Below are 12,525 nucleotides of genomic sequence, written 5' to 3' on the forward strand. Positions count from 1 at the left end.
GTTCAGGCACACATATGCAGCTAGCTCAATCTGATCCGGCCATGCCGGCAACCCCGCCTGATACTGCCGCCCCGGGGGCTTTGCCCCCAAGCAGCAACGGTGACGCCCTCCATCCCGAGGTGCGTTCCACCGGCGACGATCTCGCCCTTCACATCGGTGCGCTACGCGTACCACTGCACGTCAACGCCCGCGGCCTCGCGCTCGGCGTCCTCGCTACCATCGCTTTTGTCTTCGCGCTCCAATGGGCGCAAAAATTCTTCGTGCCGCTTTTGCTCGGCATTCTGATCGCGTATACCCTCAATCCTGTCGTACGCTGGCTCGAGCGCTGGCATATCCGCCGCATCGTCGGCGCCACACTGGTCACCGTCGTGATCGTGGGCGCGATGGCTGGCACCGTGTACCGGCTGCAGGGTGAATTCTTCAATATCATCGACGATCTGCCGACGCTGACATCGAAAGTCACGCGCATCCTGTCGAATACGACAGGCGAACGTTCGACGCTGCAGCAGATGCAGGCGGCCGCCGCCGAGATCGAGCGCGCCGCCAGCAATGTCGGCTCGGACGCCCGTCGCGTCACGCAGCAGCGGCGCCAGAATGCCGGTGATGCGTCGTCGAGCTCGCCAATTCGCGTCATGGACTGGGTGCTGGCCGGCTCGATGAGCCTGGCGGCGTTCATGTCGCAGGCCACGATGGTGATCTTTCTCGTGTTCTTCCTGCTGCTGGCGGGCGACACGTTCAAGCGCAAGCTCGTCAAGCTGACGGGGCCTTCGCTGTCGCGCAAGAAAGTCACGGTCCATATCCTGGACGACATCAATACGTCGATCCAAAGCTATATGTTCATGCTGCTGGTGACCAACGTCCTGCTGGCGCTGCTGATGTGGGGCACGCTGCGCGCGATCGGTCTGGAAAACGCCGGCGCGTGGGCGGCGTTTGCCGGCGTGGCGCACCTGATGCCGTATTTTGGGCCGCTCGTGATTACGGTCGCCACTGGCATGGCCGCGTTCCTGCAGTTTGAAACCGTGGGCATGGTCACGCTGGTGGCGGGCGCATCGCTTGGCATCGCGACACTGGTCGGCATGGTCGTAGCAACCTGGATGACCGGCAAGATCGCGCGCATGAATCCGGCGGCGGTCTTCGTCAGCCTGCTGTTCTGGGGCTGGCTCTGGGGTGTCTGGGGCTTGCTGCTGGGGGTGCCGCTCGTGATGGTGCTCAAGGTCGTGGCCGAGCGCGTCGAGGGGATGGAAGTCGTATCGGAACTGCTGGGAGAATAAGGTCGGCAGCCAGGCCGCCGACCTCCAGGGTACAACGTTATTCCGCCTTCGGTTTCGGGTCCACGCCCGTTACCGACTTTGGCTTGTTACGCAAGCTACCCATCTGCAACGCATACTGGCGCGCGAATTCTGCGCCCAGGAAAAAGATCTGCGCTGAGTAATAAACCCACAGCAGCAAGGCGATCAGCGAACCGGCGGCGCCGAAGCTGTCGGTGGTACCGCTGTTGCCGATGTACAGGCCAATCCCGAACTTCCCCAGCGTGAACATTGCCGCCGTGCCAAGCGCGCCGATGGCCACGTCTTGCCACGACAGTTTGACGCGAGGGAGCAGCTTGTAGATCACGCCGAACAGGGTGGCGATGACCAGGAAGCCCAGGCCCGAAGCAATCCAGCCAATGACGATCGCGGCGTCTTGCCACATACCGCTGATAAATTTCTCAGCCACCGTTGTGGCGGCGCTGATCACCAGTGAGACCATCAGCAGGAAACCCAGCACCAGAATCACGCCAAATGACAGCAGGCGGGTGCGGATCAGGTTCCATATGCCGCCATTCGGTGGCGCCGGCAGGTTCCAGATTTCATCCAGGCTGTCCTTGAGTTCTGAAAACACGGTCGTCGCACCGACGATCAGCAGCAATGTGGCCACGATTGTGGCAAACATGCCCGTTTCCTTGTTTTGCGCACCGGCCAGGATGGCCTGGATGGTATCGGCGCCCTGGACACCGACAAGACCGCGCAATTCATTGAGCAATTGCCCTTGAGCCGCTTCCGCACCGTAGAAAAAACCGGCAACGGCAATCACGAGCACCAGGATTGGTGCCAGCGAAAACAACGTATAGAACGCCAGCGCAGCCCCTTTGCTGGACGCCCGGTGATCGATCCAATCCATGACTGCAGCGCGCAGTACCTGGTAGATTTGGTGCGTGTACGGGAACCATTTATTCACTGCCATAACCGCTTCTCCAAAAGAAAAGGGGGCCGAAGCCCCCTCGATCTCGCATGGTCACCACCGACATGCGGCGGTGACAGCTTCAGGTATTAACGCTGGACTGGGACTTCAACCGTGATCTGGTCGACTTCGACGCGACGGTTAGGTTCCAGGCAAGCGATCAGCTGAGCGCGGCCTTTCTGGTTGCACTCGACGACTGGGTTAGCTTCGCCCTTGCCGATAGCGCGCAGACGGTTACCGTCGATGCCTTTGCCGATCAGATACTCACGCACGGCCATGGCGCGACGCTCCGACAGCTTCTGGTTGTACGACTCCGAACCCAGACGGTCGGTGTAGCCGGTGATTTCGACGTTGGTGACGCTGGTGTCAGCTTGCAGGGCAGCAGCGATTTCGTCCAGCTTAGGTGCTGGGGTGATCACGACAGCCTTGTCGAAGGCGAACATCTTGGTCGCTTCGAGGGTGACTTTCTGGAAGCGTGGTGCTGGTGGTGGTGGCGGTGCGACTGGCTCAGGTGCTGGAGCTGGTGCTTCGACCACTGGTGCCGGTGCTGGCATTGGTGCTGCTGGTGGTGGGTTGAACGCGTAGTTCACGCCGACGGTCAGCATTTTGTTGTTGCTGCGCTTGAAGCCGAACAGTTCGTCATCACGCAGGAAGCCACGCACGGTGCGCAGGTCAGCTTGCAGCGACCATTGCGGGGTCAGGCTTGCCTGGAAACCGATACCAACGGTGCCGTACGGCGAGTTTTTCTCGACGTTACGCAGTGGATTGTTGACCTTGTCACGCTCAACACCCAGACCGAACAGGATGAATGGACGGAAACGCTCACGGCTCAGCATCAGCAGAGCGTCTGCGCCGAGCAGGGTCTGGCGGTATTCGCTGCGACCCTGTTCGAAACGGGTCTGGCTGGCGCCGACCTGGATGTCCCAGTTCTGACTGACCGCCTTACCGAACTTCAGGCCGCCACCCGTGTCGCGGTCATCAACGCCGAAGTCTGCATCTGGCTTAACGTGGTTCACGCTAGGCTGGATATACCACGATGGGTTGATCTCTTGCGCGAGGGTGGCGCCGGATGCGCACAGCAGTGCTGCAGCCAGGGCGATTTTCTTGGTGTTGTTCACAGGTAACTCCCGTTGGTTAAAATTGATGACAAAGCATGCGTCAGCAGCTAAGTTGGATAAAGCTTAACAGTGCCAGTTCCGAATCCTCGGTGCGCTACCGCACCTAATGCAAAAACGCTGTGCGATTTTACAACAGTGATCAAATTCGCACATTTCTAAGGTGAAACTAACTGTAACGACGCTGTCATGTTGCGGATGAGGAGGGTGCGCACTGCAGAATGTCATGTTGCAGTCATGCAGGTATAGTGTTGCTTGTGCAGATGACATGATGCGGCAGCGTTGTCATGTCTTAGAGAGTTTACAAGATTGCCAAGAATTCCACCAGCGGCGCCAAAACAACATGTTTTTGTGCCCTGCACCATGGTGCTTTCAGGAATCTTGTCGAATGTTGGATGGCGCACAGACCATGGTGTCTGATGCAGGCAATCTTGAGGCTAGTTAAGCGGAACCGAGATGTTGTCAGGGTGTCACACGACACACAGCGACCCGGACCACACAGTCTCACTCTCTATTGGAGCTAATCAATATGCATGCAACGACACAGCACAACGCGGTACATAGCGAGACCGGCGCAGTGCACACCTCCGGCAATTCGGCGCTGATTGAACGCGTCCCACCACAGCCAACCGAGCGCGCACCGATTTCTTTGGCCCCGATCGAGCGCGTGCGTTCGACGTCTGCCACCCAGCGCCGCATTGAAAACATGCAAAAGCTGATCAACGAACTCTCGAGCCATGAAATGCTGGCCGATGAGATCGCCTGGTTCCTCAAGTTTTCGCCGTCCGGCGCCCGCAAGTATATCCGCGATCTGCGCGAAGCCGGCGTGATCGAGTTGGCCCGCTACATCGAAGGCACCGCTACCTATCTGGGCAAGGCCGTGTACCAGATTTCGCCAGACCCAGACCGCGTCAAGGCGTTCCTGGCAGCGATCTGCCAGCCAAAGCGCGAAGGCGTCGCCCCACGCAAGGAGCGTCCGGGCCTGCGCGAGCAGAACATGGCTGGCAGCGGTCGTCACTTCCACATCCTGGCCGATGACACCCACTATGCCATCCGCGTCAATCGCAGCCCTGTGGCACGCGATCCACTCGTAGCAGCACTGTTCGGCCCGCCACCAGGCCAACCTGCAGTCAAGTAAGGCGCCGCAGTTGCGCCCCCCGGGCTGGTGCGGTCGAGACCCGCACTGGCCACGGTCCTGACGAACGCTGTCGTCCTTTGCCGCGCACTTTGCGCGGTTTTGTTTTTTGGGCCGCGTTTTTTGCATGGTGTGTGTTGAAAACAAATCAATAGTCCTCAACTGACGTGCCATGTCGCTGTATTTGCGCGATGCACAATCAACCAGATAGGAGTATCGATGTTACCGAGTGCCGAATCGCTGGAAGGCAAACCCGTACCCAAGGTGACGTTCAAGGCGCGCCCCGACGATCAGTGGCGCGATGTGACGTCCGATGAATTGTTCAAGGGCCGCACCGTGGTGGTCTTTTCGCTGCCCGGCGCATTTACGCCAACCTGTTCCTCGACCCATCTGCCGCGCTATAACGAGCTGGCGCCCGTGCTGCGCTCGCATGGTGTCGATGAGGTGCTCTGTATTTCGGTCAATGACGCCTTCGTCATGAATCAGTGGAAAGCAGGGCAGGACGCCGCCAACATCACGGTTATCCCGGACGGCAATGGTGACTTTACGACCGGCATGGGCATGCTGGTCGACAAGCGCGACCTCGGTTTCGGCAGCCGCTCGTGGCGCTATTCGATGCTCGTGCGCGACGGCGTGATCGACAAGATTTTCATCGAGGCTGACAAGGAAGGTGATCCGTTCGAGGTGTCGGACGCCGACACGATGCTTGACTACGTTGCGCCACAGGCCCAGGTGCCAGAGCCGGTGGTCATGTTTTCGCGGCCCGGTTGCCCGCATTGCGCGCGCGCACGGCAAGCATTGCAGGAACAGGACATCCATTTCACCGACATTTCCGAAGACCAGAAGATCAATTCGATCGTCTTGCGCGGCATCAGCGGCCGGATGACGTGGCCACAAATTTTCGTTGGTGGTGAATTGATCGGCGGCGCTGACGACGTGCAGGCCTGGCTCGCCAAACGGACCTGATGATGGAAACGCTTGCTGTCGGGGTGCTGGGCGCCGTTATCCTGGCCGCCTGGCTGGTGCCCAAATGGCGCTTGCGCCGCGCGATATCCCGGCCGCTGCCGGAAGAGCATGTGGCGATCCTCGCCCGTAATGTCATGCAATACAGTCGCATGGACGATCTGCAGCGCCAACAACTGGCGCGGATGGTCCAGCATTTTCTGCATGAAAAAAAGTTCGTCGGCTGCGCCGGTCTCGAGTTGACCGACGAGATGCGCGTGACCATTGCAGGCCAGGCGTGCTTGCTGCTGCTGGGTCGTGTCGGCGGCGATGCAAAACCGGTCAGTTATCCGACGCTCGAGATGGTGCTGGTCTACCCGGGAGCATTCCTGGCGCCGCGCAAGCAGATCGACGCATCCGGCGTGGTGACCGAAGAGCGGCAGGACTTGCTGGGTGAATCGTGGGGCGATGGGCGCGTCATCCTGTCGTGGGATCATGTGCGGCGCGGTGATACTCTGGATGCGTCTGGCCACAACGTCGTGTTGCACGAGTTTGCGCATCAGCTCGACAGCGAGTCCGGCAACACCAATGGTGCGCCGTATCTGGGCAGTAGCGAGCGTTACCGTAGTTGGTCCGAAGTGCTGTCGCGCGATTACGCGAACTTGCGGCACGATGCCATGTGGGGCAAGCAGGGTGTGCTCGACCATTACGGCGCCACCAATCCGGCTGAATTTTTCGCCGTCGCCACGGAAAGCTTCTTCGAGCAACCGCACCAGCTCGCCGCGCGCCATCCCGCGTTGTACGATGAATTTCTCAAGTATTACAGGATCGATCCACGTCAATGGCAAAGCACACCGCCTGCCCCGGTGGAGGAACCGCCGCAGTATGGCGTGGTCTATGGGCAGTGGCGCTGAACGCTGAAGCCGTCAGATCGATAGCGATCGCCTGTGACAGGGTGCGTGCGTCGCCGTACAGATGGGGCACTGCCGCGAGCGCATGCTGGTCTCTCTATCCAGGAGAACTTGCCCATGTCTATGATCATTGCAGGACGTTTCCAGCTTCAGGACGACGTCGACCGCGCGCGCAGCGCACTGGTTGACGCTGGTTTTGAAGCAGATCGCATCAGCGGCTTTTACCTGAGCCAGCCGGGTCAGCACGATATGACGCCCATTGGCGGCGACAATTTGCAGTCGCCCGGTGCGAAGGACACGCCCGAAGGCGTCGTCCAGGGCATGGCGACGGGCGGTGCGGTTGGCGTGGCAGTCGGTGCGGCCACGTCGCCGATCACCGGGCCGATTGGACCGATCGTTGGCGGGCTCGTGGGCGGGCATATCGGTTCGCTGTTCAGCTTCTCGAAGATGAAAGACCGGGGCGAACCCGAGGAGGGCGGCGAAAACGCAGTAGCGCCGCGCACGGCCGGCATGCTGGTGGCGGTCGCGTTCACCGATCCCGCGCTGGAAGCCCGCGCCGTTGACTTGCTGCGTGGACTCGGCGCACATCATATCGAGCGTGCGCAGGGCAATATCGTGGCTGGTGACTGGGCCGATTTCGATCCGTCGAGTCTGCCGGACGTGATTGCCTGAGCGGGTCAGTGGGGTTCGGCTGACGCCGCTTGCGTATCTGCACCCGGCAGGATTCAGGTTTTTGTCGGCGAACCCGGTTTGAGCGTCTTGAGTGCGGCGTTGTGAAGCTGTATTTTCTCCAGCGCAGCGCCCACTTGCGAAAACTGGCCCCTGGCGATGCTGCCGACCAATAACAGAATCCCGCCTACGAGCCCGGTAACTTCGCCAATGACACCGATGCGGCGGATTTTTTCTGCCGCCTCTGCCGTCAGGGCCATTAGCCGATGTTGTGGCTGGGCCAGATCGTGGATGACGAACGTGGTGGCGTTGGCGTACAGCGCATGGGCATACTGGCGCAGCAAGAGCTCATCGTCTGTCAACGCGCGCAGCAGGGCCTTCTGCGCATCCGGCATGGTGCGACCGTTGTAACTTGCAATCTCCTGCAGAATACGTTCGTGCAGGTCATCGGCGATACAGACCACACTGTCGGCCAGGTCAACGACGTGTTCCATGTTCGATAGCGCATTGGCCCGAGCGACGCCGTCCGCATCGGGCCCGGTTGCGGCAGCATGCTGCGCCGCGGGTGGCGTACCAGGCGCCACCGTGGTGACGAATGTGTCGGGCGTCGATGGTTGGTTTGGCAGGGCCGATCCCGCCGGCTGGAGCAGATCGGTCGATGTTGGCGTGATCTCGGCGTCGGCTGCCGGGGCGGGATTGCTGTGTGAAAATGTCGCCATGATATTCCCCATTATTCGCCGCTGAGAGCGTCGCGGATCAGATTCAGGTCGTGAACATAGCCCGCCAGCATGCGGCGCGTCTCTTCGCTGCTGAGCTTATCCATGTTCTCGCGCATTTTCTGGTGGCCCAGAGCCACCTTGGTCAAACCCTGCTGTGCCAGCTTGTAACGGCGGTCGATCAGCCTGTACTCGGCTGTTTTGTTTTGCAGATGCACCTTGGCCAGCGTTACCAGCATGCGATCGGCATTGCGGTTGGCCATCGGGATTTCGGCATTGAAAAGGCCCAGCACGGTCTTCTGCTCGTTCTCATGGGCCTTTTCATAGATGCGCGTGAGGACAATCATGGCGTCGATCAGCGTCTGCACATCGGCATTCCCATCGCGCACCATCGTGTCAACGCTGCGGTTCTGGTAGCGGGATGCGATCACCCGTGTCAGCAGTCGGGTCATCCCCGTATAGGCCGCCACATGTCGCTGCTTCAAGCCCGAATCGGTCATCGCCTTGAGGCCGCTTCCCAGATCATCGACGCGCCCGGACAACTCGTACCGGCCATCGCCTGCCAGCAAACTCAGCGTTTGCATGTACAGGACGAGTGTCTTCTGAATCGCCACAAAGTCATCGAACACCGCCCGTCGCCGGGCATCGGTATCGCGCGCCACGCGCTCGGCCTGCGGCGACAGATACGGCAACTCGCGCTCATAGGTGTCCCGATACCGCCGCGACAATTCTGCATATCCGCCGAGCCTGGCCGACGCATCCGCAAATTCCCGCACCTCACCCAAGCTGACGTGTCCCGTAGAAGCACACCCGGCCACCAGCAGCCCCACCAGCACCAGCGCCCTGCGCGTCATACCACCTCCCGCTCCCAAAATCCCATTCTTCCCACCCACCTGCCACACAACTTTGTGATACCTCAATATCCACCCGTTAACCCCACCAAAATAAAAATGAGGGTCAGAGTCGAATTAACTGACAACTTTAAAAGTTATCAAACAATTCGACTCTGACCCTAATTGTTAAGTAATTGAAATTGAGGAAATTGGTAATGCAAGAATCTTCTGGTGAATTGATTCCACGATGTTACTCAATAATTCGACGCTGACCCTCATTAAATACAACGCCAAAAACATCTAGGTGGAAATAAAAAGGCGCGAGCTGAGCAATCAATTTTCTAGCGAACATTGATCGCCGAAGTTTTCGCAATTTTGGGAATCAGCGGCAACAAAAAAAATGAGGGTCAGAGTCGAATTAAATGACAACTTTTAAAGTTGTCAAACAATTCGACTCTGACCCTCATTGTTGAGTAAGAGCTCTGGCGATATTAACCTTTGGGTGACATCGAATGAGCGAGTGGTGTGACAAAGTTTCTCGATAATTCGACTCTGACCCTGATTGGGTTAGCGGTCGCGGCGTACTGCTGAGGCGGGGCTCGGGCCGCTGCGTTTTGCGGCTGCGGGGGCGCCGCCGGGGGCGCGGGGCTTGTTGCCGCCGCCGCCGTTACCACCACCACCGCCATTGCCACGGCCGCCGCCGTTGCCACCGCCCGGACGACCGCCGCGGCCGGTGTGGCCTGGGGCGCCGCTGCGCAGCTGGATTGGTTGTGGCTTGGCGTTCATGTCCGGCTCGAAGCCCTCGATGACTTCACGCGGCAGCGTTTGCTTGATCAGCTTCTCGATGTCTTTCAACATCTGGTGTTCGTCAACGCAGACCAGCGACACCGCTTCACCCGTCGCGCCGGCACGGCCCGTACGGCCGATGCGGTGGACGTAGTCTTCCGGGATGTTTGGCAGGTCGTAATTCACCACGTGTGGCAACTGGTCGATGTCGATGCCGCGCGCGGCGATGTCGGTGGCGACCAGCACTTGCAGGCTGCCGTCCTTGAACTCGGCCAGCGCCTTGGTACGCGCCGACTGGCTCTTGTTGCCGTGGATCGCCATCGCGCCGATGCTGTCCTTGCCCAGCTGCTCGACCAGCTTGTTGGCGCCGTGCTTGGTGCGCGTGAAGACCAGCACCTGCGTCCAGTTGTTCGCCTTGATCAGGTGCGATAGCAGCGGGTGCTTCTTGTCGCGGTCGACCGGGTGGATCTTCTGTGCGATGACTTCGACGGTCGAGTTGCGGCGCGCCACTTCGATCATCTGCGGGTTGTTCAGCAGGCGATCGGCCAGCGTCTTGATCTCTTCCGAGAACGTGGCCGAGAACAGCAGGTTCTGGCGCTTGGCCGGCAGCAGTGCCAGCACTTTGCGGATGTCGTGGATGAAGCCCATGTCCAGCATGCGGTCGGCTTCGTCCAGGATCAGGATTTCGACCTTCGACAGGTCAACGGTGCCCTGGCCAGCGTGATCCAGCAGGCGGCCCGGCGTGGCGACGAGGATGTCGACGCCATGCTTGAGCAGCTTGATCTGTGGATTGATGCCGACGCCGCCAAAGATCACGGCCGAATTCAGGTTCGTGTACGTGCCATACAGGCGCACGCTTTCCTCGACCTGGGCCGCGAGTTCGCGGGTCGGGGTCAGCACCAGCGCGCGGATCACGCGTGGCGAGGTCTTGTTTTTCTGCGCTGCGCCGATCGTGTCGTTCGACAGGCGATGCAGGATCGGCAGCGTGAAGCCAGCCGTCTTGCCGGTGCCGGTCTGGGCGCCGGCGAGCAGATCGCCGCCGTTCAGCACGGTTGGAATGGCCTGGCTCTGGATCGGGGTCGGGGCGGTATAGCCTTGTTCGGTTACCGCGCGCACGATCGCGTCAGAGAGACCAAGTGAAGAAAATGACATAGATTTTTTCAGTAAAAAAGCGGCCCGTCGCCATGCATGGCGGCAGTCCTGGAATCGGATTGATCGATGCAGGCGCGCAAGCTAGCGGGCGCCCGGACGCTGCCGCACAGGCGGCTAGCAGGGATTATAGTGAAGTGTATTTCACTGTAGAAAGTATTTGACGCAGAACTCTGTAACGTTTTGTACAAAAGCACAGGCCACTGGCAAGCACTGCCTGCGAGTGGCCTGACTGTTACAACGTGTATTTTACGCGAAAGGCGACAACAGCGGGACAAGCGCGCCGAAAACCTTCGGACCGGCGGCGATCACGTCACCCTTGATCAGGTAATCGGACTCGCCGCTGAATTCGCCGACGATGCCGCCAGCTTCCGTCACCAGCAGGGCGCCAGCCGCGATGTCCCAGATCTTCAGGTTTTTTTCAAAGAAGCCGTCGATGCGGCCAGCGGCCACGTTGGCCAGTTCCAGTGCTGCCGAACCGCCGCTGCGCACGCCATGGCTGCGCGAGGCGACGACTTCGTACATGCGCAGGTATTCAGCCAGCGCGCGTGGATCCGGACCGTGGCCCGACGACAGCAGGGCGCGGCCGATCCGCTCGGTGCTGCGCACGCGGATACGCTTGTCGTTGAGGTAGGCGCCGCCGCCCTTGGTGGCGGTGAACAGGTCGTTGCGGACCGGGTCGTAGACCAGGCCGTTCGTGATCACGCCGCGCTGCTTGAGCGCAATCGAGATGCAATAGTTGGGATAGCCGTGCAGGAAGTTGGTGGTGCCATCGATCGGGTCGATGATCCACACGTTTTCACTCTCGTCATTCAGATTGGCTGATGCACCGCTTTCCTCGGCCAGAATGGCATGGCCCGGATACGCCTTGAGCAGCGTTTCGACGATTTCATGCTCCGCCGCCTGGTCGACGTCGGTGACGAAATCGTTGTGTTGCTTTTCCGAAACGACGATGCGGTCGATGTCGAAGGACGCACGGTTGATGACGGTGGCGGCGCGGCGGGCGGCCTTGATGGCCGTGTTGAGCATTGGGTGCATGGAGGCTTTTCCGTAAGAACGCGAACGCCCACTCACGCACCGATGGGGCGCCGTGAACGATCAGCTATTGAAGAGTGATTAAAGAGCAGGGTGGCGCTGGAACCCGTTACAATCCGGGGCTTGCCCCTGCTACCGTAAAACCGTCCGCACCACGCGATGGTCGCTATTGTAAATGAACCCGACCCAAACCGACACTTCTTCTTTCAGCCCGCCGCCACTGTTCGGCCGTTTGCGTTTCGTCCTCGTCGAAACGAGCCGCGCCGGCAACATCGGTTCGGTCGCGCGTGCGATGAAAACGATGGGCTTTACCGATCTGGTGCTGGTCACGCCGAAGTGTGCCGACTTCGTCAACGATCCGGAAGCGGTTGCCTTTGCCAGTGGCGCGGGGGATGTGCTGAACAACGCACGGGTCGTGCCCGATATCGGCGCGGCCCTTGACGGCTGCAACTTCGCCGCCGCCGTATCGGCCAGATTGCGCGAATTCTCGCCCCCTGTCTGGACCCCGCGCGCGTTCGCCGAACATGCCGGCGCGGCGCCCGAGCTGCGCGCCGCCATCGTGTTCGGCAACGAGCGCGTGGGGCTGCCGAACGACATCGTCGAGCGCTGCAATGTGCTGATCAACATCCCGGCCAATCCCGACTATTCCTCGCTGAACCTGTCGCAGGCGGCCCAGGTGCTGGCCTATGAGGCGCGCATGGCCTCTGTCAGCGGCGCGCCCGCTACCCGTGGCGTCGGCTTCCAGGGCGACGCTGCCAGCGTGACGCAGATCGACGGCATGTATGCGCACCTCGAACAGGCCCTGGTCGCCATCGGCTTTTTGAATGCCGACAACCCGAAAAAGCTCATGCCGCGCATCAAGCGCATGTTCGCGCGCGGTGGTCTGGAGCTTGAAGAAGTCAACATCCTGCGCGGCATCGCCCGCGCGATCCTGAAGGACGCGCCACCCCGTTGATGCTGTCGCTGCAGCCAGCCTATACTCGCGTCATGGACACCCACCGCATTGCTTCGCGC

The 12,525-nt window shown here is 60.3% G+C and carries 12 protein-coding genes; 6 read left to right on the plus strand and 6 right to left on the minus strand.

What is annotated here, in order from left to right:
- The first annotated feature begins 14 nt into the window (after window positions 1-14).
- Window positions 15-1,271, plus strand: a complete 1,257-nt coding sequence (locus IFU00_17015; GenBank protein ID MBD8543986.1) for an AI-2E family transporter — start codon at window positions 15-17, stop codon at window positions 1,269-1,271.
- A 37-nt stretch (window positions 1,272-1,308) separates the two neighbouring features.
- Here IFU00_17015 and IFU00_17020 read toward each other — a convergent pair whose 3' ends face one another.
- Both IFU00_17020 and IFU00_17025 read right to left on the minus strand, forming a co-directional pair.
- Window positions 1,309-2,223: a YihY/virulence factor BrkB family protein gene (locus tag IFU00_17020; GenBank protein MBD8543987.1), complete on the minus strand. Its 915-nt coding sequence runs from the start codon at window positions 2,221-2,223 to the stop codon at window positions 1,309-1,311.
- Between the two features lie 86 nt (window positions 2,224-2,309).
- Entirely contained in the window at window positions 2,310-3,338 is a 1,029-nt protein-coding gene (locus tag IFU00_17025) for an OmpA family protein (protein ID MBD8543988.1), read from the minus strand.
- Window positions 3,339-3,864: 526 nt separating this feature from the next.
- Between IFU00_17025 and IFU00_17030 the strand changes: the two genes are divergently transcribed.
- The 4 genes from IFU00_17030 to IFU00_17045 all read left to right on the plus strand — a co-directional run bounded on the left by IFU00_17030 (window position 3,865) and on the right by IFU00_17045 (window position 6,995).
- On the plus strand, window positions 3,865-4,473 hold the full coding sequence (locus IFU00_17030) for a winged helix-turn-helix transcriptional regulator (protein MBD8543989.1): 609 nt from the start codon (window positions 3,865-3,867) through the stop codon (window positions 4,471-4,473).
- Window positions 4,474-4,689: 216 nt separating this feature from the next.
- Window positions 4,690-5,436 (plus strand): glutathione peroxidase, encoded by a 747-nt coding sequence (locus IFU00_17035; GenBank protein ID MBD8543990.1) that lies wholly within the window; start codon window positions 4,690-4,692, stop codon window positions 5,434-5,436.
- A gap of 2 nt (window positions 5,437-5,438) precedes the next feature.
- Complete coding sequence (locus IFU00_17040; protein ID MBD8543991.1) at window positions 5,439-6,326, plus strand: zinc-dependent peptidase; 888 nt, start codon at window positions 5,439-5,441, stop codon at window positions 6,324-6,326.
- A 114-nt stretch (window positions 6,327-6,440) separates the two neighbouring features.
- Complete coding sequence (locus IFU00_17045) at window positions 6,441-6,995, plus strand: hypothetical protein (protein ID MBD8543992.1); 555 nt, start codon at window positions 6,441-6,443, stop codon at window positions 6,993-6,995.
- A 53-nt stretch (window positions 6,996-7,048) separates the two neighbouring features.
- Here IFU00_17045 and IFU00_17050 read toward each other — a convergent pair whose 3' ends face one another.
- The 4 genes from IFU00_17050 to IFU00_17065 all read right to left on the minus strand — a co-directional run bounded on the left by IFU00_17050 (window position 7,049) and on the right by IFU00_17065 (window position 11,505).
- Window positions 7,049-7,486 carry a hypothetical protein gene (locus IFU00_17050; protein MBD8543993.1) on the minus strand — a complete coding sequence of 146 codons (438 nt, stop codon included), beginning with the start codon at window positions 7,484-7,486 and terminating at the stop codon, window positions 7,049-7,051.
- Between the two features lie 236 nt (window positions 7,487-7,722).
- Window positions 7,723-8,562 carry a hypothetical protein gene (locus tag IFU00_17055; GenBank protein ID MBD8543994.1) on the minus strand — a complete coding sequence of 280 codons (840 nt, stop codon included), beginning with the start codon at window positions 8,560-8,562 and terminating at the stop codon, window positions 7,723-7,725.
- Window positions 8,563-9,108: 546 nt separating this feature from the next.
- Window positions 9,109-10,479: a DEAD/DEAH box helicase gene (locus tag IFU00_17060; GenBank protein ID MBD8543995.1), complete on the minus strand. Its 1,371-nt coding sequence runs from the start codon at window positions 10,477-10,479 to the stop codon at window positions 9,109-9,111.
- A 246-nt stretch (window positions 10,480-10,725) separates the two neighbouring features.
- Complete coding sequence (locus IFU00_17065; GenBank protein ID MBD8543996.1) at window positions 10,726-11,505, minus strand: inositol monophosphatase; 780 nt, start codon at window positions 11,503-11,505, stop codon at window positions 10,726-10,728.
- A gap of 181 nt (window positions 11,506-11,686) precedes the next feature.
- Here IFU00_17065 and IFU00_17070 point away from each other — a divergent pair, with 181 nt between their 5' ends.
- A complete protein-coding gene (locus IFU00_17070; GenBank protein MBD8543997.1) occupies window positions 11,687-12,466 on the plus strand; it encodes an RNA methyltransferase in 780 nt (259 codons plus the stop codon).
- The last annotated feature ends 59 nt before the right edge of the window (window positions 12,467-12,525 follow it).

Origin of the sequence: Oxalobacteraceae sp. CFBP 8761, from assembly GCA_014841595.1 — a bacterium.
Classification (GTDB): domain Bacteria; phylum Pseudomonadota; class Gammaproteobacteria; order Burkholderiales; family Burkholderiaceae_D; genus Telluria.

Excerpts from the sequence above, each read along its gene's own strand:
- IFU00_17020 (MBD8543987.1), bottom strand. The coding sequence starts at position 2,223 with ATGGCAGTGAATAAATGGTTCCCGTACACGCACCAAATCTACCAGGTA.
- IFU00_17015 (MBD8543986.1), top strand. The coding sequence starts at position 15 with ATGCAGCTAGCTCAATCTGATCCGGCCATGCCGGCAACCCCGCCTGAT.
- IFU00_17040 (MBD8543991.1), top strand. The coding sequence starts at position 5,439 with ATGGAAACGCTTGCTGTCGGGGTGCTGGGCGCCGTTATCCTGGCCGCC.
- IFU00_17065 (MBD8543996.1), bottom strand. The coding sequence starts at position 11,505 with ATGCTCAACACGGCCATCAAGGCCGCCCGCCGCGCCGCCACCGTCATC.
- IFU00_17050 (MBD8543993.1), bottom strand. The coding sequence starts at position 7,486 with ATGGAACACGTCGTTGACCTGGCCGACAGTGTGGTCTGTATCGCCGAT.
- IFU00_17045 (MBD8543992.1), top strand. The coding sequence starts at position 6,441 with ATGTCTATGATCATTGCAGGACGTTTCCAGCTTCAGGACGACGTCGAC.
- IFU00_17055 (MBD8543994.1), bottom strand. The coding sequence starts at position 8,562 with ATGACGCGCAGGGCGCTGGTGCTGGTGGGGCTGCTGGTGGCCGGGTGT.
- IFU00_17035 (MBD8543990.1), top strand. The coding sequence starts at position 4,690 with ATGTTACCGAGTGCCGAATCGCTGGAAGGCAAACCCGTACCCAAGGTG.
- IFU00_17030 (MBD8543989.1), top strand. The coding sequence starts at position 3,865 with ATGCATGCAACGACACAGCACAACGCGGTACATAGCGAGACCGGCGCA.
- IFU00_17060 (MBD8543995.1), bottom strand. The coding sequence starts at position 10,479 with ATGTCATTTTCTTCACTTGGTCTCTCTGACGCGATCGTGCGCGCGGTA.
- IFU00_17070 (MBD8543997.1), top strand. The coding sequence starts at position 11,687 with ATGAACCCGACCCAAACCGACACTTCTTCTTTCAGCCCGCCGCCACTG.